We start from the raw sequence: 18,936 nt of genomic DNA on the forward strand, positions 1-18,936 counted from the left end.
CATCGTCCCCTCACCGGCCGCATTCTCTTCAAACGGAGAGAATCACGACCGGCAAGCCGGGCATAGCCTTTTTCCGCAGCCTGTTAAGGGGGAAAGGGAAACATGCTCACGCTCTATGGAATGCCCAGCACCGCGTCGATGGCGCCGCACATCCTGCTGCGCGAGATCGGGGTGCCGTTCGAAATGGTCCTGCTGGACCGCGCCACCGCCGCGCACAAGGCGCCGGACTATCTGCGGCTGAACCCCAACGGGCGGGTGCCGACCCTGGTGGACGGCGATCTGGTGTTGTTCGAATCGGCGGCGATCTGCCTGCATCTGGCCGATTCCTACCCCGCCGCCGGGCTGGCCCCCGCCCCCGGTACGGCGGAGCGCGCGCATTTCTACATGTGGCTGGTCTTCCTGACCAACACCGTGCAGGCCGACATGCTGGTTTATTTCTACCCCGAACGCCATGTGGAGGGGGCGGAGGCGCAAGCCTCAGTGAAGGCCATGGCGGAGGCGCGGCTGCTGGAGCGCTTCACGCTTCTGGACCGCGTGCTGGGGGACAAGGCGTGGTTCCTGGGCGACCGCTACAGCGCCGTCGACCCGTACCTGTTCATGCTGGCGCGCTGGACCCGCTTCATGGGCACCCCGGCGCGCCGCCTGCCCAACCTCGGCCCCTACCTCGCCCGCATGCTGGCCCGTCCCGCGGTGCGGGCGGCGTTCGAGGCCGAGGGGCTCGGCGACCCCTTTTACTGAGTGACGGGCGGAGCGCCGCTCAGCGCGGCACCTGCCAGGGCAGATGCTCGGCGCCGACCAGCCGGTCGGCGTCGGCGGCGGGCATCGGGCGGGCAAAGTGGTAGCCCTGCCCGTAGTCGCAGGCGAGCGCGCGCAGCAGGTTGGCGTCGGCGCTCGTCTCGATGCCCTCGGCGATGACGTCGAAGCCGAGAAGGCGCGCCAGATCCATGATGATGCGGACGATGGCGCGGTTCTCCTCCGACTGGTGCATGGCCATGACGAAGGAGCGGTCCACCTTCAGGCTGTCGATGGGCAGCTTGTGCAGGTAGGACAGCGACGAATAGCCGGTGCCGAAATCGTCGATGGACATCTTGATGCCCAGCCCGCGCAGGCTCTGCAGCAGGCGGATCGCCTGGTCGGCCTTTTCCATGACCGCGCTTTCGGTGATCTCCAGCTTGATCCAGGACGGCTCGGCCCCCGTCTCGCGCAGCACGTCGCGCACCAGCGAAACCACGTCGGGGTCGTTCAACTGGCGGGTGGACAGGTTGATGCTCATGAACAGGTTGGCGGACCCGGGCAAGCGCTTGTCCTGCCACTCGGCGATCTGCCGGCACGCCTCGCGCAGCACCCAGGCGCCCAGCGTGACGATCAGGCCGGTGCTCTCGGCGATGGGGATGAAGACGCCGGGCGGGATGTTGCCGCGTTCCGGATGGTTCCAGCGCACCAGCGCCTCGAACCCGGCCAGACCGCCGGTGACCATCTCCACGATCGGCTGGTAGGCGACCCACAACTCCTCGCCGCGCTCCAGCGCGCGGCGCAGGTCGTGCTCCAGCCGCACCTGCTCCACGACGCGGGCGTGCATGGCCGGGTCGAACCAGGCGTGGCGCCCGCCGCCCTGCTCGCGGGCGCGGCCCGTGGCGATCTCGGCGTCGCGCAGGACGTCCTCGGGCCGGGTGTGGGTGTCGCTGGAGGACGCGACGCCGATGCTGGCCGACAGGAACACCGAGGCGCCCGACGCCGTCTTGGCGGACCGGACCAGCGACGCGATGGTGGTCAGCCGCTCCTCGACCTCCAGCGGGTCCTGCGTGCCGCCGATCAGCAGGGCGAAGGCGTGGTCGCTGATTCGGGCGATCAGGTCCACCGAACCGGCTTGCATGCTCAGCCGCGTCGCGACGTCGGTCAGGATCTCGTTGGCGAAGCCCTGGCCCAGGCTGGTGCGCACGTCCACGAACCGGTCGAAGTCCACGATGACCAGCGTGAAGGGTTCCCCCATCGCGTGGAAATCGGCCATGTGCTTGACCAGCAGGAGCCGGTTCGCCAGCCCCGTCACCGGGTCGTAGTAGGCCAGCCGGAAGAGGTCGTCCTGGGTGCGCCGCCGCTCCGTCATGTTCTGCATGATGACGAAATAGCCGGCGATCGAGCCGTCCGGATTGCGGTAGGGCGCGTGCACCCGCGTCACGTAGTCGTTGCCGCCGCCGGCGCGGGGAAGCCAGCCTTCCACCTGCACCGTCTCGCCGTCCAGCGCGCGTTCGACCGCGGCGCTGTTGTTGCGCAGGGTTTCCGGCCCCAGAATGTCGGCCACCGTGGTCCCGACGATGGAGTCCAGGTTGCGGTCCATGTAGGCCAGATACGCCTGGTTGGCGTAGAGATGCCGCCGCTGCGTGTCGAGCAGGCCGACCATCGCCGGCATGACGTCAAGAAGCTGCCGCAGGGTGTCGAGCGCCGGTGCCCCGGAATCGGTGCCGGACAGGGCTGCGGCAAGAGAGGCGAGGTGAGGGTCCGGCTTCATGGGCGGGAATGGTCGAGACACCGTTGGGAAAACCAGGGTCAACACTTACGCGAAAGAATGCCCGCCCGTCAAAACCAAAGCCATCGAAGATGGTGGAAAGCATCGCCGCACTATAGTTGTCCAACGACAGAACCGACCCTCATACCCGGGTATTCGTACAAATCACGGTTGATATTTTGACTGATAATGTTTCAATTCGTAGCAATGGCGGCTCTCCGGGCCGGAGGGCCGTGTGCCGCCCCGTGCCGGACCACGACAGGTTGCCGGGGGCCGACGCGCACGGGCGGAGCCGACGCGCAGAAGCGGCATGCCAGCGTTCCCCATTCTAACCGTCGTCAGAGCCGCCCCCGCCGGGCTATAGTTTCGCCCAATGCGCGAGAAGAGGTGGTGCACGACGACCGCCCACCCGCGCGAGCGAGGGAGAATCGCCATGGCATTGAAGGATCTTCTGGTGGTTGTCGACGACACCGCCGCCGCGTCGGCGCGAATCGCCGCCGCCGCCCAACTGGCCGCGCGCACCGACAGCCACATCACCGGCCTTTACCCCATCGTCCCGCTGACCCTGCCGGGCTATGTCGAGGCCGAGCTGCCGGACGAGGTGCGCGCCATGCAGCGCGGCTACACCGAGAACCAGACCGCCAGGGCGGGGGATCTCTTCGCCGACGCGGTGCGCCGCAACGGCCTGACCGACCGTTCGGAATGGCGGGTCCTCTACGGGCATCCGACGGACAGCGCGGCCCTGCACGGGCGCTATGCGGACGTGGTGGTGGTCGGGCAGGCCGATCCGCACCGCGACCGCGACCGTCCGGTCGTGCTGCCGCAGGATCTGGTGTTCGAATGCGGACGCCCGCTGCTGGTGGTGCCCTACGCCGGCAGCTTCCCCCACATCGGGGAGCGCGTGCTGGTGGCCTGGAATGGCAGCCGCGAGGCGGCCCGCGCGGTTGCCGACGCCATGCCCATCCTGTCCGCCGCCAAGCGCGTGGTGGTGATGGCCGTCAATCCCAGGTCCGGCCCCGCCGGCATCGGTGACGAGCCGGGTGCGGACATCGCCAAGCATCTGTCGCGCCACGGCTGCCGGGTGGAGGCCACCCACATCGTCACCGACCAGATCGACCCGGGCGACACGCTGTTGAACACCGTCGCCGATGAGTCCTGCGATCTGCTGGTCATGGGGGCCTATGGCCGGTCGCGCCTGCGCGAACAGGTGCTGGGCGGCATGACCCGCTACATGCTGGAGCACATGACGGTTCCGGTGCTGATGAGCCACTGAGTTCCGCTCGGCCCTTCGTAACCGGCCTTCCGGGGAATAGTCCGGCTCCGGCGCCTGTTCATCTCAGTGCGGCGGCGCCGGACGCTGATGAACAGGCGCCGCCGGACCTGCGAAGGAAGACCGGCATGAGCGCGCTGATCCCCACCTGTTTCCGCCGTTTTCTGTCCCGCCGCATGACGGCGCTGGGCATCGTCGGGGCGCTCGCCCTGGCCGTGCTTCCCTCGGCGGCGGACGCGCACGGCCCGCGCGATCGGGGCCACTGGTACGGTGGTCCTTCGGTGATCGTGCCGCCGCCGGGCAGCCGGGTGATCGTCGTGCCGGGGTACCGCCCGCCGCCGCCCGTGGTGATCGCTCCGCCGCCCTATTGGGGGCCGCCGCCCCGCCACCACCATCGTCACCGCTCCTGGGGGAACGATTGGGGGCCGCGCCCCTATTCGGGGCCGAGCGTGCAGTTCTACGGCGGCTGGTCCTCGGGCCGGGGCTGGTGACGCGACGGTCCGCCTGAACAGGGGCGGGCTGGTCGGCGCCTCTTCGCCCCCGGCCAGCGCGTGATGGTGCAGACGAACGGGACCTATCAGCGCGTTCTTTCTCAGCGCGTTCTTTCCGCCGACCATCTGCCGACCGAAACGAGCCGCCCGAAGGGGATCACGGTGGTGGATTGAGGAGGCGTCCCTGTCCCGAGAAAAAAACTGCCGCTAAGTCTGTGACTTAGCGGCGAGTTGAACAGGGAGGCTTCACGTCTGGGAGACGCTGGGTCCGAAGACCCAACCCCGGAAGCGGGCTTCCGGGACGAAACGCCGGATGCTGCGGCGCAACATCCAACGCCCAAGATTTGACCATTCTGCCCAAATGATTCCATCCCCAAATATCCAATTCGGCCATGCGAGAACCGCATAGCTTGTAAGGGCTTGAAGAAGCGCGAAGATTTGGCGTGCAGACGGGTATGGTGCCAAAGGGCAGGTGGTTCGCGCCCGGAAACGGCAACCGGCTTGCAAAGCTGCGGGACGCTTCCCGGCACGATCCGTACAAAAACAAAGGCGCCCGGCATGGTTTGCCGGACGCCTCTGCATCAAAAACAGGCAGATGTGTCGCCTGCACAAAGGCTGGGCTGGTTCAGAAGGCCGACTCCGCCACCTTCTTCACAAGGAAGTCGCGGAACACCGCGATGCGCTTGGAATGGCGCAACTCCTCGGCATAGACGAAATAGGCGTCCACCTTCGGGCCGTCGATGTCCGGCAGGACGCGGGTCAGCTCCTTGCTGCCGTCCACCAGGAAGTCGGGCAGGGCGGCGATGCCCAGACCGCTCTCCACCGCGCGGTAGATCGCGTAGATGCTGTTGACCTGAAGGATCGGCTTGCGCGTGCCCGGCGCCGGATCGCCCACCTCGTTGATCCAGTTGACGTTGGCGATGGGGGCGCGGACGTCCGGCGGGTAGGCCACGATGTCATGCCCGTCCAGGTCGGCGGCGATCTTCGGGGCGCCGCGCTTCTTCAGATACTCCTGGTGGGCGTAGAGGTGGAAATGCACCGACATCAGATGGCGCTGGATCAGGTCCGGCTGGCGCGGCGTGTTCATGCGGATGGCGATGTCCGCCTCGCGCATCGCCAGATCCAGTTCGTTGTCGTCGATCAGCAGGGTGAGCTGGATGTCCGGGTAGATCGACAGGAACTCGTTGACGCGCGGGGTCAGCCAGGTGGAGCCGAAGGCGACCGTGGTGGTCACGCGCAGCGGGCCCTTCGGATGCTCCCGGCTTTCGGTCAGCATCGCTTCGGTCATCGACAGCTTGGCGAAGACGTCGCGGGCGGTGCGGTGCAGCAGTTCGCCCTGCTCGGTCAGGATCAGGCCGCGCGCGTGCCGGTGAAACAGCGGCACGCCCAGGCTTTCCTCCAGCGCGCTGATCTGGCGGCTGACCGCCGACTGGCTGAGGTTCAGCGTCTCGCCGGCGTGCGTGAAACTTCCAGCCTCGGCCACGGCGTGGAAGACCCGAAGCTTGTCCCAGTCCATCATGCCTGTCTTGCTGCCCGCGCCCTGGCGGGAAGCCTCCCGTTCATTCTTGAAGACGGCGCATAGCCGCCATGCTCATTTATACCGGGAACGCGCGGCGAACGCACCCCCAACCAAAGGCGGACCGCACGAAAAAGAGCCAAGCTTGGTAAGAATTTTCCAGTGTGCTGCGAAGAGCCCACATTTATTTATCCCGCATTGTGGGATTTCCGCTTTTTCCCGCAACCGCCCGCAACCGCCCGCAACCGAAGGACGGCTGCGCCTTGCCGGATTTGCTCGGAAGATAACCGATGATTGGCGGAGCATCGCGGGACTCGGGGGGCGGGGTCCCTCCTTGTTGTGACGGAGCCTCCCCCCTTGCGCCGTTGCGCCGGCGGGGGGCGGACCGCTAATCCGGGAGGACGCGGATTTGGGAAGGAGGGTTTCCGAATGCCCGATCAGCATCAGCCGGCGCTCACCCGCGATCAGGTGATCGACATCTGCGGGCGCCTGGACGACATGCGCATTGCCAGCATCATCGGCACGGGCGCCAGCCCCGCCGAGCTGATGGAGGCGGCCAGTTGGACCGGCGCCGATGATTACATGGGGGAGGCGACGGGCCACCCGCCCTCGGGCCGGGTCGCCCGGCTCGTGGAGCTTCTCAAGGCCGACGAGCCGGACTGGGACGAGCCGTAACCGGCGGCGTCTTCAATCGGCGGCCTCCAGCGCCCGCGGCGGCTCCTTGGCCCGCGCGCGGGCGCGGTGGCCGCTGATTTCCGAACCGGCGTCGGGCGGCAGCGGCAGAAAGAACAGGGCCGACGCGCAGGCCATCGCCCCGACCGTCAGGAAGGCCGGCACGAAGTCGGTGGGCGTCAGCGCCGCACCGGGGCCGGCGCTCTGCGTCAGGTGCAGCACCAGCGCCCCGATCGCCACGCCCAGGCTGAGCGAGACCTGCTGCATCACGCTGGACAGCGTGTTGGCGCGGCTCAGCCGCTCCTTCGGCACCTCGGCGTAGGCCAGGCTGTTCAAGCCGGTGAATTGCAGCGAGCGGAAGAAGCCGCCCATCAGCAGCGCGCCCAGGATGACCCAGTGCGCCGTCTCGGGCCGGAAGGCGGCGTAGCTCATCAGGATCGCGCCGCTGAGCAGCGCGTTGGCGAGCAGCACCCGGCGGAAGCCCAGCCGCCGCAGGATCGGCCCGGCCAGCGCCTTCATGGTCAGCGCCCCTGCGGCCCCGGCGAAGGTCAGCGCCCCCGATTCGAAGGGCGTGCGCCCGAACCCCACCTGGAGCATCAGCGGCATCAGGAAGGGCACGGCGCCGATGCCGATGCGGAACAGCGTGCCGCCCATGACGGAGGCGAAGTAGGTCGGCAGCCGCAGCAGCGAGGGGTCGAGCACGGGCCGCTCCATCCCGCGGGCACGGCGCAGATAGAGCCACGCGGCGGTGAATCCCAGCGCCAGGACCCCGGCGACCGCGGCGGGGGGCATCACCCCGCGCCCGACATTCTCCAGCCCGAACATCAACGCGGCCAGCGCCAGCGCGCTCAGCGCGAAGCCGCGGCCGTCGAAGGGGTCGCGCTCGGTCTCCCGCACGTTGGGAATCAGGGTCAGCACCAGGGCCATCCCGATCAGCCCGATCGGCACGTTGATGTAGAAGATCCAGCGCCAGGAGGCGTAGGTGGCGATGAAGCCGCCGACCAGCGGCCCCAGCGCCGGCCCGATCAGCGCCGGCAGGGTCATCTGCGCCATGGCGGCGACCAGCCGCTCCTTCGGCACCGTCTTCAGCAGGATCAGCCGCCCGACCGGCACCATCATCGCCCCGCCCAGCCCCTGGACGATGCGCGCCGCCACCAGCTCGTACAGCCCGTCCGACAGGCCGCAGAGGACCGAGCCCACGGTGAACACCGCGATGGCCGCCGCGAAGACGGTCCGCGTCCCGTAGCGGTCGGCCATCCACCCGCTGACCGGCAGGAACACCGCCAGCGCCAGCATGTAGGAGGTCATGGCGAGGCTGAGGCGCAGCGGGTCCTCGCCCATCGACCGCGCGATCTCCGGCAGCGCGGTGGCGATCACCGTCGCGTCCAGATTCTCCATGAACAGGGCGCAGGCGATGATGAAGGGAACGAAGCGGGCGGCGCGGGGCATGGCGGGTGCGGGAGAAGGAGCGATGGGGCGGGGAGGCTGATCCCAATCTGGACTTCCGCCGTCCGGATACCACCGCTATGGGGTGAACCCTGGCATGCGCCCCCGTTCACCGCCCCTTGAACACCGGCTTCCGCTTCTCCAGGAACGCGCGGTAGCCCTCGCGGAAGTCCTCCGTGCCGAAGCAGTGGTAGCATTCGGCGACCTCCGCCTCCGACAGCGGGGCGGGGTCGGACAGGCGGCGGACGAACTGCTTGTGCAGGCGGGCGGCCAGCGGGGCGCCCCCGGCGATGCGTTCGCAGGTCGCGGCGATCTCGGCCTCGAACGCCTCCTCAGCCACGATGCGGTGGACCAGCCGCTTGTCCTTGGCCTCCTCCGCGCCGAAGACGCGGCCTTCCAGCAGGATTTCCAGAGCCGCCGGGCCGCCCGCGATGTCGTAGACCAGTTTCAGTTCCGGCAGCGCCATGGAGATGCCGAGCCGGCTGACCGGCACGCCGAAGCGGCTGCCCGCGGTGCAGACCCGCAGGTCGCAGGCCAGCGCCACCGCCAGCCCGATGCCGCAGCACGCCCCCTGGATGGCCGCCAGCGTCGGGTGCGGCGATTCGCGCAGCAGGGCCAGCCCCTCGTCCATCAGCACGCCGTAATCGGCGCCCTGTTCGGGGCTGTTGCGCTCGGTCTCGAATTCGGAGATGTCGGCGCCGGGGCTGAAGGCCCGCCCTCCGGCGCCGCGCACCACCACCACGCGGACCGTGGCGTCCGCGCCGAGCTGGCGCAGCAGCGGGATCAGCGCCTGCCACATCGGCTTGTCGAAGGCGTTCAGCTTGTCGGGGTTGCTGAGCGTCAGCGTGGCGACGACGCCGTCGCGCGTCAGGGTCACGGTGCCGGCCATGGCGTGTCGGGCTCCCCATCCATTCGGTTGCGTATGGGGCAGACCACAAACACCCGCAGCCCCGTTCCGTCAAGGGCTTCCCTGGGGACTTCGCTGCGGTCGCTTCGGTGCTGGACCGGAGCGCCGCGGGTCCCCATAGTTCGTAGCCGGGACCACACCGGACGGAGACGACGCCGCGATGCGAACGGGAATAGCCGCCCTTGCCCTGGCCGCCGCCCTCATGGGCACCCCTGCATTCGCGGCGAAGGACGAGCTGGTGATCGGCATGACCCAGTTCCCGTCCAACTGGCACCCCTCCATGGAAGCGATGATGGCCAAAAGCTACGTCCTGTCCATGGCGCGCCGGCCCTTCACCGCCTACGATCCCGACTGGCGGCTGACCTGCCTGCTCTGCACCGAGCTGCCGGCGCTGGACAAGGGCACGGCGGAATACGAGACGCGGCCCGACGGCAAGCAGGGCATCAAGGTCACCTACACCATCAATTCCAAGGCGACCTGGGGCGACGGCACGCCGGTGACGACCCAGGACGTGCTGTTCACCTGGACGGTCGGCAAGCACCCGCAGAGCGGCTACGCCAACTTCGATCTGTTCGCCCGCGACATCGTGGCGATCGACGTGAAGGACGAGCGCACCTTCACCATCCACCGCGACAAGCCGGTGTGCAGCTACGCCGAGATCAACGACTTCGAGATCCTGCCCGCCCATCTGGAGCGTCCGGTGTTCGAGGCGGACCCGGCCACCTACCGCAACCGCTCCAAATACGAGACGGACACCACCAACCCCGGCCTGTGGTTCGGCCCCTACCGCATCGCCCAGGTCGAGCCGGGCAGCCATGTGGTGCTGGAGCCGAACCCGACCTGGTGGGGGGCGAAGCCGGCCTTCAAGCGGGTGGTCGTGAAGGCCATCGAGAACACCGCCGCGCTGGAGGCCAACCTGCTGGCCGGGCAGGTGGACATGGTGCCGGGGGAGACCGGCCTGCCGTTGGATCAGGTCCTTGCCTTCGAGAAGCGGCACGGCAGCCGCTACAACGTCTTCTACAAGCCCGGCCTGTTCTTCGAGCATGTGGAGCTGAACCTCGACAACCCGGCGCTGGCCGATGTGCGGGTGCGCCGGGCGCTGCTGCACGCCATCGACCGCGAGGCGGTTTCCAAGCAGCTTTATGACGGGCGCCAGCCGGTCGCCCACAACGAGATCAGCCCGCTCGACCGCGTGCACGCGCCGGGCTACCCGACCTATCCCTTCGACCCGGCGCTGGCCGGCCGGTTGCTGGACGAGGCGGGCTGGAGCGAGCGGCGCGCCGGGGTGCGCCACAACGCCAAGGGGGAGCGGCTGGCGCTGGAGATCATGACGACCGCCGGCAACCGCTCCCGCGAGGTGTTGCAGCAGGTGCTCCAGGCGCAGTGGCGGCAGGCCGGCATCGAAGTGCGCATCGTCAACGAGCCCGCCCGCGTCCTGTTCGGCGACACGCTGGAGAAGCGCCGCTTCAAGTCGATGGCGCTGTTCGCCTGGATCAGCGCGCCGGAGAACATCCCGCGCACCATCCTGCATTCCAGCATGATCCCGACCGAGGCCAACAACTGGGCGGGCCAGAATTACACCGGTTACCGGAACCCGGAGATGGACCGGGTTCTGGAGGATCTGGAGCATGTCTGCGCGCCGGAGGCCAACCGCGCGCTGTGGGCGAAGTTGCAGACGCTCTACGCGCAGGACCTGCCGAACCTGCCGCTGTTCTTCCGCGCCGATCCCTTCATCCTGCCGACTTGGCTGGACGGGGTGGTGCCGACCGGGCATCTGGATTCCAGCACGCTGTGGATCGAGACGTGGAAGGCGAAGGAGTGAGGGGGGTGATAGGCGGGTGCCCCCACCCTCCCACGCTTGCGCGTGGGTCCCTCCCTCCCCCGCTTCGCGGGAGAGGGCAGATTGGCCCCCTCTCCCGCGAAGCGGGGGAGGGTTGGGGAGGGGGCGACGTTACTATGCCCCTCCCATGACCCGCTTCCTCGCCTCCCGCCTGCTCCAGGCGCTGGCCGTCCTGCTGCTGATGAGCTTCGTCATCACCGTCCTGATGACGCTGATGCCGGGCGACCCGGTGGACATGATGCTGGCCGGCAACCCGCGCGCCACCCCCGCCGACGCGGCGCGGCTGAAGGCGCTCTACGGCCTCGACAAGCCGTTGCTGGAGCGTTACTGGCATTGGCTCCAGGCGGCGCTGGCGGGGGATTTCGGCTTCTCGCGGCTCTACGCGCAGCCGGTGCTGACGATCCTTCTCCCGCGGCTGGGCAACACGCTGCTGCTGCTGGGGGCGGCGATGGCGCTGACGCTGGCGGTGGCGCTGCCGCTCGGCGTCTACGCGGCGCGGCGGCCCTATGGCTGGGCGGACAACGCGATCAACCTGTTCTGCTTCGCCGGCATCTCCGTCCCGGCCTTCTGGCTGGCGCTGTTGCTGATCCTGCTGTTCGCGGTCGAGCTGCAATGGCTGCCCGCCTCCGGCCTCGGCCCGGTCGGCGGGGAGGGGTGGTGGCAGCGGCTGCCCTACCTCGTGCTGCCGGTGGCCTCGCTGACGCTGGCCAGCATCGGCGGCTACACCCGCTACGTCCGCGCCGCGATGATGGGGGAGTTGCGGCAGGACTACATCCGCACCGCCCGCGCCAAGGGGCTGGGGGAGGGGCGGGTGGTCTGGCGCCACGCGCTGCGCAACGCGACCATCCCCGTCGTGACCATCGTGGCGCTGGAGTTCGGCGCCCTCTTCTCCGGCGCGCTGGTGACCGAGACGATGTTCGCTTGGCCGGGCATGGGCAAGCTGATCTACGACAGCATCATGGGCAACGACCTGAACGTGGCGCTGGTCGCGCTGCTGTTCGCCACGCTGACCACGCTGGCCGGCAACCTGCTGGCCGACGCCGCCTATGCCGGGCTGGACCCGCGCATCTCCTTCAAAGGGGACGGGGCATGAGGGCCGGGCGGTTCCTGCGGCGCTTCGCCCGCCACCGGCTGGCGGCGGCCAGTGCCCTTCTGCTGCTGGTCCTGGCGGTCGCGGCGGCGGCGGCGCCCTGGGTGGAATCCTGGCTGGGGGTGGAGGCCACGGGCATCAGCCTGCTCGACCGTTTCGGCCCGCCCTCGGCCCTGCACCCGCTGGGCACGGACGAGCTGGGGCGCGACGTGCTGGTGCGGCTGCTCTACGGCGGGCGGGTGTCGCTGTTCGTCGGGGTGGCGGCGGCGCTGGCCTCCGCCGTGATCGGCACGGGGATCGGGCTGCTGGCGGGTTATTTCGGCGGGCGGCTGGACGATCTGCTGATGCGCGTGACGGACGGGCTGATCGCGCTGCCGCTGCTGCCGCTGCTGATCGTGCTGGGGGCCATCGACCTGACGCGGCTGGGCATCCCGCCGGAGGTGGCGGGGGCGGAGGACGCCAGCCTGCTGCGCATCGTCGTGCTGGTGGCGCTGTTCGGCTGGACGACGGTGGCGCGGCTGGTGCGCGGGGCCACGCTGTCGGCGCGGCGGCGCGACTATGTGCGGGCGGCGGTGGCGATGGGGGCGGACAGCCGGAGGATCATGCTGGCCCACATCCTGCCCAACGTCGCCGCGCCCGCGGTGGTGGCGACGACGCTGACGGTCGGCAACGTGATCCTGCTGGAGTCGGTGCTGAGCTTCCTCGGGCTCGGCATCCAGCCGCCGCTGCCCTCCTGGGGCAACATGCTGACCAATGCGCAGGAACTGGTGGGAACGGCGCCCCTGCTGGCGGTGTGGCCGGGGCTGCTGATCTTCCTGACGGTGATCGCCGTCAACCTGCTGGGCGACGGGCTTCAGGACGCGCTGGACCCGCGGGTGGTGGGGAAGAGGTAGGAGGAGTTGTTGCTTTGGGGAGGTCTTGCCCCCTCCCCTCACTTCTCCCTTTGAAACTTCGCCGTCCCGTTCACCAACGGGATCAGCCGCACCGCGTAAGGGCTGGTCTGCATCTGCGCCACCGCCTGGGCCGGACCCGGAACGCGCTCGCGGTAGCCGACGATGACATCGCCGCCGGACGCCCGCGCGCTGTCGATCGACACGCCATAGCCGCCCGTGTCCCGCGGGCCGAGGAAGACCGCCACGGCCATGCGGTCGCCGGGCAGGGGACTTGGCGCCGCCTCGCCGACGCGCGCCCACAGGTCGGCCCAGTCCTGCGGGCCGCGGGCGACCACATAGGCGCGCTCGAAAGCCTGGCTGCGGTCGCCCTGCCAGTAGGTGCCGGGGCCGGCGTCCGCGGGGATGAGGGACGGCTGCCCCGCCCCGTCCGCGGTCGTCTGGCAGGCCCCCAGCAGGGGAAGGGCGGCGGCGAGCGTGACAAAAATGGCCGTCCGGCGCATGGGGCGGCTCACTCCGGCACCGCCATGCCGCGCTTGACCGCCGGGCGCTCGGCGACGGTGTCGTACCAGCGCTTCAGGTTGGGGTAGCGTTCCAGCACGTTGCCGTCCGCCTTGGCCACCACGGCGACGAAGGGGAAGCAGGCGATGTCGGCGATGGAGTAGGACCCGGCCAGATACTCCGTCCCGGCCAGCCGGTCCTCCATCGCGGCGTAGATCCGCTGAAGCTCGCCTTTGAAATGGTCGATGGCGTAGGGGATCTTCTCCGGCGCCATCACCGAGAAGCGGAACTTGTTGACGCCGGTGGGGCCGAGGTCGCTGACGCCCAGCATCAGCCAGCTCATCGCCTCCGCCCGCTCGTCCACCCCTTCGGGCAGCAGGCGGCCCGTATGCTCCGCATAATGCAGCAGGATGGCGCCCGACCCGAACAGCCGGCGCTTCCGGCCGCCGGGCAGATCCTCGACGATGGCCGGGATCTTGCCGATGGGGCTGATCGCCAGATAGTCGGGGTGGCGGTTGTCCCCCGCCACGATGTCGACCTTGTGGACCTTGTAGGTGAGGCCCAGCTCCTCCAGCAGGATCGAAGCCTTTTGCCCGTTCGGCGAGGCGAAGGTGTAGAGCGTGATCATCGGTGCCCGTCCCTGGAGCCTGTCCCTTTGCCGAGTCCGCAAAGGCGTTCAACGGGCTCCAGTTTCGCCGATTTGCGCGCGGAAGGCCAGAGGCAGGGAAAACGCGGCCTTTTCGCGCCGATCAGACGGCCCGCCAATCAGACTGCCCGCCAATCAGACGGCCCGGCTGTGCTTCCCGGCCCCGGTGGACAGGTAGGTGTCGAAGCGCGCGGCGACGATGCGCATCAGCGGGCGGGCCGGTTCCGGCACGTCGATGCGGCGCCCCGACACCACGGCCACCCCGTCGGCCACCAGATCCGCCATGGCGGCAAGATCGGCGTCGAAGGCTCCGGCGTCCAGCCCGTGGGCCTCGGCCACCGCGCCGACGTCCACCGACAGGTCGCACATCAGCCGCACGATCAGGTCGCGGCGCAGCCGGTCGTCGTCGGTCAGCGCCAGCCCCTTGCCCGTCGGGAAGCGCCCGGCCTCGACGGCCTGGGCGTACTGGTCGAAGGGAACGGCGTTCTGCACATAGCCCTGCGGCAGCGCCCCGATGGAGGAGGCGCCGAAGCCCAGCAGCACCTCCGCGTCGTCGGTCGTGTAGCCCTGGAAGTTGCGGCTGAGCCGCCCTTCGGCCTGCTGCACGGCCAGCTCGTCGTCCGGCCTGGCGAAGTGGTCCAGCCCGATGGGCCGGAAGCCGGCGTCGGTCAGCACCCCGGCGATGGCCGCGAACTGCTCCCACCGGCCCAGCGTGCCGGCCAGCGCGGACTCGTCGATTTTCTTCTGGTGCGTCTTCATCCACGGCACATGGGCGTAGCCGAAGACCGACAGCCGGTCCGGCGCCATGGTCAAAGCGATCTCGGCGGAGCGCGCGACGCTCGCCACCGACTGGTTGGGCAGGCCGTACATCAGGTCCAGGTTGATGTGGCGGATGCCGTTGGCGCGCAGCCACTCCAGCGCCTGCTCGGTCTGCTCCCGCGGCTGGATGCGGTTGATGGCCGCCTGGACATCGGCATCGAAGTCCTGCACGCCCAGCGAGGCGCGGTTGACCCCGGCGCGGCCCAGAGCCTCCGCCATCTCGCGGGTCAGGGTGCGCGGGTCGATCTCCACGGCGATCTCCGCGTCCGCCGTCACGTCGTAGCGGGCGCGCAGCAGGGCGATCAGCGATTCGAAATCGTCCGGCGCCATCATGGTCGGGGTGCCGCCGCCGAAATGGATGTGCCGCACCCGCAGCCGTCCGGGGATGCGGTCGGCCACCATGCCGACCTCGCGCCGCAGATGCCCCAGATACTCCGCGATGGGGGCGTAGCGGGCGACGATCTTGGTGTGGCAGCCGCAGTACCAGCACATCTTCGCGCAGAAGGGCACATGCAGGTACAGCGACCCCGCGTGGGCCGCCGTGTCCAGCTCCGCCAGCCAGGCCGCGTAGCGCTCCGCCCCCACGGCGGGGGTGAAGTGCGGCGCCGTCGGGTAGCTGGTGTAGCGGGGCACCCGCAGCCCGTCGTACTTGGCGAGCAGGGCGGCGTTCAGGGCGGTCGGGGCGGTGGCGCAGGCCACGGGGGAGATCGCGTTCATGGCGCGGAGGATCGTGCAGACGGCAGTCCGCCGCTTTGACACAAGTCAAGCGTTGGGGCGCCCGCCGGTTGGCCCGTCGATCCCCGGCCCGTCACCCCATGGCCCACGAGGGCAGGCCCAGCAGCCTGGACGCCATGTCCACCGCGGCGCTGCCGGGCGGCCCGCCGGCCCAGGCCATCCGCCCGCCGGCGGCCTCGAGCTGGCGGAAGACGGATTCGTAGCGCCGCAGGACGGTCTTGCGCTCCTCCTCCGTCTTGCTGTCCTCCAGTTCGTGCTGGAAGCGGGTGGCGACGCGGCAGTGCGCCAGGAAGGCGTGTCCCCCGGCGATCTCGCGGTAGCGGTTGGCGAACTCCGGGTCCTCGGCGAACAGGCGCTCGATCGCCGCCTTGCCGGGATGATCGCCGGCCACGGTGACGCGGCCCTCCGCATCGACGTCCAGCGTGACGGGCTGGCGCGTGTCCATGTCGGCCAGGGCGAAACGGACGGCCAGCTCTTCGTTGAAGGCGGCGGTTTTCTGCTTCAGCACCCCGGCAAAAGCGTCCACCCGGAAAGTTTTGCCCGCCGCCCCATCCACCGCCCTGCCCGCCGCCCCGTCCGCCGGCTGGAACGTCCCGGCCTCCCTCGAAGGCGCCGCGGCATCGGCCGGAACGGCGGAAAAGCCTTGATCCGCCGGTTGCGTTGCGGAAGCGAAACGGTGCCCCGGAGGGGTGTTCCGCACCCCCTGGGCGATGGACATGACGGTCATGCGTTCCTCCTGTCACCGCCCGTTCGAGGAGCGGATGACCGGACGCATGCAAGGGTTTTGCCGGAAATCGGGGGCGTGCCCGATCACGCGAGCCCGGCCAGCCGGTTCTCCAGATGCTCGTGCAGCAGATCCAGGTTGCGGCGGTTCGCCTTGAAGGCGATGTCGAAGACGGCGCCGACCACCGGGACCGACCCGCCGGCCCAATCCATGGCGAGGTTGGCGATCATGCGCGCGATCAGGCTTTTCGGAAGGTCGAAGCGGGCCGCCTCCAGGATGATGTAGGCCGACACCACGGCGGTCGCTGTGCCGCCCGCGACCGGGACCAGCCCGGCGATGCCGTCCAGCCCGATGGGGATGCGCGTGCCGGGGATGCGCCAGCGCGTGTCCATCAGCCGCGTCAGCCGGCGCAGCCGTTCCAGCCGGTTCAGGTCGATGTCGATGACCGGCGACGTCGGGGCGATGCCCGGATGGGTGGAGGCGGGCGCGGGGCGCGTGCGGATGTCGCTCATGGCTTCACCGGTGCAGGAAGGCCGCCTGGGGGAGCCGCCGGGTAGGGAGCCGTGGGCGGAGCCGGTCGGGCGTGTCGGGTGAGCAACCCGCGGCTGTGCCTTGCGGTTCCCGGCCTATCTCCATCGGGTGTTCGGCTCCATCGGGTGCCCAATCGCACGGACGCGCTCACGTTTCGGGCGGGGCCGCCGTCATGCGAATTGTCGGTCGGACGAATGGTTATCGTCCGAAAGGAGAAGGCATTTCCCGACCGGATGCGGCGAATGGACGCGCAGGGTGGGGCGGTCGTGAACTAAGCATCTGTAACGTCGAAGGCTTTTTCCCCAAGCCGCGGGTTTCGGGGCGGAGGGCGGGCGGCCATATGCCGAAGGCCCCTCTGGTCTGCAAAGTCTCAAGGGACAACAATGCTGCGCATGGACCGAGACTAAAGACCGAAAAAAAGCCGAACGGGCACCCGCTCCAAAGGGTGATGGCGGGGCACCGGAAGTCGGAAAAGGGACAGGGAGGATAACCATGAACACTCTTTATTGCGCCTGCTGCGGGCAACCGTTCCACCGCAGTTCGCCGCGCGGGCCGGCGCCGCTCTATTGCTCGCGTGATTGCCGCCGGCAGATCGAGGTCCGCCGCCGCGTCTGGGCGTCGCTGGCGCTGGCGGAACGGGTGCCCGCCGCGCCGCGGGTCACGCCCGCTCCACGCGGGGCGGGAGGCTTCCACCAGGGCGGAATGACCTGGGAGCGCGCCTCGGCCTGACGGAGCGCCACGCGCATTCTGCGTATTTTCTGGCCGGTTCGGTTGCGGTCCCTCTAAAACGGCAGGGCAGCCATACCATATAGGAGGGCGCTACGATGATGAGCGTCCCCCAGAACCGAGGGCTTTCCCGAACACGGCCATGACCCAGAACACGCGATCCCCCCGCACCGCCATCTGCAATCCGGGCCGCCGCCCGGCCCGCGCCTTCGGCGCCGTCGCCCTGGCGCTGGCCGTGGCGCTGGCCGCCGGCACCGCCGACGCCCGCGCAGGGAAGAGCAGCTCCGTGGGCAGCCGCGGCTCGCGCACCTGCGAGGCGCCGGCCCAGACCAACACCGCGCCGCGCACCCCCGCCCCGATGGAACGGTCGGCCACCCCGACCCCGGCCCCGGGCGCGCAGCAGCCGGGCATGCAGCAGCCGGGCATGGCGTCCCCGGCGGCGGCGCAGCGTGGCGGCTTCTTCTCGCGCGGCGGCTTCATGCCGGCGCTGATGGGCGGCCTGATCGGTGCCGGCATCGGCGGCCTGCTGTTCGGCAGCGGCTTCTTCGACGGGCTGGGCAGCTTTGCGGGCATCCTGGGCTTCATCCTCCAGATCCTGCTGGTCGTGTTCCTGGTGCGGCTGGCCGTGCGCTTCTTCCGCAACCGCGCGGCGGGCGCGGCGCGGCCCGCGGGCATGGGCGCTCCCAACACCGCCTATGCCGGCCCGAATCCCGGCGCGATGAACCCCGGTGCGATGAACCGGGACGCGGCGGACGTGCGCTACAACCCGCTGGGCGGCGGCCATGGCGGCGGCGCGGCGGGTCCGGCTTCGAGCGGACGTCCGGGCGTGCGCCGTGACGATCTGGGCATCACCCCCGCCGACTATCAGGCGTTCGAGCAGACCCTGGTCACGGTCCAGACCGCCTACGGCAACGAGGACCTGATGGCCCTGCGCGGCGCCGTGACGCCGGAGATGGCCTCCTACTTCACCGAGGAACTGGCGGCCAACCACAACCGCGGCGTGGTCAACCGCCTGTCCGACGTCCGCCTGCTCCAGGGCGATCTGGCCGAGGCGTGGCGCGAGGGCAACGCGGAGTACGCCACCGTGGCGATGCGCTTCTCGCTGACCGACGTGACGGTGGACCGCGCCAGCAACCGCGTGGTCGAGGGCGATCCGAACCGTCCGGTCGAAGCCACGGAGATTTGGACCTTCACCCGTCCGCGCGGCGGGCGCTGGGTCCTGTCGGCGATCCAACAGGCCGGCTGATCCACTCTCCACTCCTCAACCGGTCTTGCGAGGGGGTGTCCGGAAGGACACCCCCTTTCGCATTTCCGGACTCCCCCGGGCCGCGTGGGCATGATAGAACATATCAGGAACAAAAACCTGCCCAGCGGAAGCGAGTCATGCCCGTTCGTCCAATGCCTGAAGCGTCCCCGCCGGACCGGGCGGCTCTGCTGGCCGATCTGCGCGCCCGCATCCGGGGTCTGGAAGGGCTGTGCGGGGAGGGGGCGCGGGTGCTGCCCTTCGGCCTGCCGGACCTCGACGCGGCCTTTCCGGCGGGGGGCCTGCCGCTCGGCTGCCTGCACGAGGTGGCGGGGGAGGAGCCGGGCGCCGGCACGGCCTTCGCCGCGCATCTGCTGGCCCGCCTC

Annotated in this window: 18 protein-coding genes and 1 pseudogene; 10 read left to right on the plus strand and 9 right to left on the minus strand. The window is 69.6% G+C overall.

Annotated elements, in window-relative coordinates; all coding sequences use genetic code 11:
• Positions 1 to 102 precede the first annotated feature (102 nt).
• A complete protein-coding gene (locus QSG27_RS19985; RefSeq protein WP_306709218.1) occupies positions 103 to 738 on the plus strand; it encodes a glutathione S-transferase family protein in 636 nt (211 codons plus the stop codon).
• Between the two features lie 19 nt (positions 739 to 757).
• On the opposite strand, the gene QSG27_RS19990 is transcribed toward QSG27_RS19985, so the two are convergent.
• On the minus strand, positions 758 to 2,506 hold the full coding sequence (locus QSG27_RS19990; RefSeq protein WP_306709220.1) for a putative bifunctional diguanylate cyclase/phosphodiesterase: 1,749 nt from the start codon (positions 2,504 to 2,506) through the stop codon (positions 758 to 760).
• A gap of 430 nt (positions 2,507 to 2,936) precedes the next feature.
• Here QSG27_RS19990 and QSG27_RS19995 point away from each other — a divergent pair, with 430 nt between their 5' ends.
• Together QSG27_RS19995 and QSG27_RS20000 are read left to right on the plus strand one after the other, a co-directional pair.
• On the plus strand, positions 2,937 to 3,776 hold the full coding sequence (locus QSG27_RS19995; RefSeq protein WP_306709224.1) for a universal stress protein: 840 nt from the start codon (positions 2,937 to 2,939) through the stop codon (positions 3,774 to 3,776).
• Positions 3,777 to 3,901: 125 nt separating this feature from the next.
• Positions 3,902 to 4,264, plus strand: coding sequence for a hypothetical protein (locus tag QSG27_RS20000; protein ID WP_306709226.1), 363 nt, complete (start codon positions 3,902 to 3,904; stop codon positions 4,262 to 4,264).
• A gap of 625 nt (positions 4,265 to 4,889) precedes the next feature.
• Here the strand turns inward: QSG27_RS20000 and QSG27_RS20005 are convergent.
• The gene (locus tag QSG27_RS20005) at positions 4,890 to 5,780 is read right to left on the minus strand and encodes a LysR family transcriptional regulator (protein WP_306709248.1); all 891 of its coding nucleotides are present in this window, start codon (positions 5,778 to 5,780) and stop codon (positions 4,890 to 4,892) included.
• Between the two features lie 429 nt (positions 5,781 to 6,209).
• Between QSG27_RS20005 and QSG27_RS20010 the strand changes: the two genes are divergently transcribed.
• Positions 6,210 to 6,455, plus strand: coding sequence for a hypothetical protein (locus QSG27_RS20010; protein ID WP_306709227.1), 246 nt, complete (start codon positions 6,210 to 6,212; stop codon positions 6,453 to 6,455).
• Between the two features lie 12 nt (positions 6,456 to 6,467).
• Here QSG27_RS20010 and QSG27_RS20015 read toward each other — a convergent pair whose 3' ends face one another.
• Positions 6,468 to 7,901, minus strand: coding sequence for a DHA2 family efflux MFS transporter permease subunit (locus QSG27_RS20015; RefSeq protein WP_306709229.1), 1,434 nt, complete (start codon positions 7,899 to 7,901; stop codon positions 6,468 to 6,470).
• Positions 7,902 to 8,007: 106 nt separating this feature from the next.
• Positions 8,008 to 8,787 carry an enoyl-CoA hydratase-related protein gene (locus QSG27_RS20020; protein ID WP_306709231.1) on the minus strand — a complete coding sequence of 260 codons (780 nt, stop codon included), beginning with the start codon at positions 8,785 to 8,787 and terminating at the stop codon, positions 8,008 to 8,010.
• A gap of 178 nt (positions 8,788 to 8,965) precedes the next feature.
• On the opposite strand from QSG27_RS20020, the gene QSG27_RS20025 reads away from it, so the two are divergent.
• The 3 genes from QSG27_RS20025 (at position 8,966) to QSG27_RS20035 (ending at position 12,628) form a co-directional block, all read left to right on the plus strand.
• A complete protein-coding gene (locus QSG27_RS20025) occupies positions 8,966 to 10,627 on the plus strand; it encodes a peptide ABC transporter substrate-binding protein (protein WP_306709233.1) in 1,662 nt (553 codons plus the stop codon).
• Between the two features lie 145 nt (positions 10,628 to 10,772).
• A complete protein-coding gene (locus QSG27_RS20030) occupies positions 10,773 to 11,738 on the plus strand; it encodes an ABC transporter permease (protein ID WP_306709235.1) in 966 nt (321 codons plus the stop codon).
• Positions 11,735 to 12,628, plus strand: a complete 894-nt coding sequence (locus QSG27_RS20035) for an ABC transporter permease (protein WP_306709237.1) — start codon at positions 11,735 to 11,737, stop codon at positions 12,626 to 12,628. Before QSG27_RS20030 ends, QSG27_RS20035 begins: the two co-directional genes overlap by 4 nt.
• Before the next feature lie 38 nt (positions 12,629 to 12,666).
• On the opposite strand, the gene QSG27_RS20040 is transcribed toward QSG27_RS20035, so the two are convergent.
• The 5 genes from QSG27_RS20040 to QSG27_RS20060 all read right to left on the minus strand — a co-directional run bounded on the left by QSG27_RS20040 (position 12,667) and on the right by QSG27_RS20060 (position 16,562).
• Complete coding sequence (locus QSG27_RS20040; RefSeq protein WP_306709238.1) at positions 12,667 to 13,128, minus strand: protease complex subunit PrcB family protein; 462 nt, start codon at positions 13,126 to 13,128, stop codon at positions 12,667 to 12,669.
• 8 nt (positions 13,129 to 13,136) lie between these two features.
• Entirely contained in the window at positions 13,137 to 13,754 is a 618-nt protein-coding gene (locus tag QSG27_RS20045) for a glutathione S-transferase family protein (RefSeq protein WP_306709240.1), read from the minus strand.
• 153 nt (positions 13,755 to 13,907) lie between these two features.
• Positions 13,908 to 15,308 (minus strand): oxygen-independent coproporphyrinogen III oxidase, encoded by a 1,401-nt coding sequence (hemN, locus tag QSG27_RS20050; RefSeq protein ID WP_306709242.1) that lies wholly within the window; start codon positions 15,306 to 15,308, stop codon positions 13,908 to 13,910.
• Between the two features lie 91 nt (positions 15,309 to 15,399).
• On the minus strand, positions 15,400 to 16,053 hold the full coding sequence (locus tag QSG27_RS20055) for a hypothetical protein (protein WP_306709243.1): 654 nt from the start codon (positions 16,051 to 16,053) through the stop codon (positions 15,400 to 15,402).
• An 83-nt stretch (positions 16,054 to 16,136) separates the two neighbouring features.
• Positions 16,137 to 16,562, minus strand: a complete 426-nt coding sequence (locus tag QSG27_RS20060) for a DUF4112 domain-containing protein (RefSeq protein ID WP_306709245.1) — start codon at positions 16,560 to 16,562, stop codon at positions 16,137 to 16,139.
• 511 nt (positions 16,563 to 17,073) lie between these two features.
• Between QSG27_RS20060 and QSG27_RS20065 the strand changes: the two genes are divergently transcribed.
• The 3 genes and pseudogenes from QSG27_RS20065 to QSG27_RS20075 all read left to right on the plus strand — a co-directional run.
• Positions 17,074 to 17,310 (plus strand): hypothetical protein, encoded by a 237-nt coding sequence (locus tag QSG27_RS20065; protein WP_306709246.1) that lies wholly within the window; start codon positions 17,074 to 17,076, stop codon positions 17,308 to 17,310.
• A gap of 139 nt (positions 17,311 to 17,449) precedes the next feature.
• The gene (locus tag QSG27_RS20070) at positions 17,450 to 18,553 is read left to right on the plus strand and encodes a Tim44 domain-containing protein (RefSeq protein WP_306709247.1); all 1,104 of its coding nucleotides are present in this window, start codon (positions 17,450 to 17,452) and stop codon (positions 18,551 to 18,553) included.
• 137 nt (positions 18,554 to 18,690) lie between these two features.
• Positions 18,691 to 18,936: pseudogene (locus QSG27_RS20075) on the plus strand (ImuA family protein); the annotation flags it as partial.

Origin of the sequence: Azospirillum isscasi (assembly GCF_030849505.1) — a bacterium.
Taxonomy (GTDB): Bacteria; Pseudomonadota; Alphaproteobacteria; order Azospirillales; family Azospirillaceae; genus Azospirillum; species Azospirillum isscasi.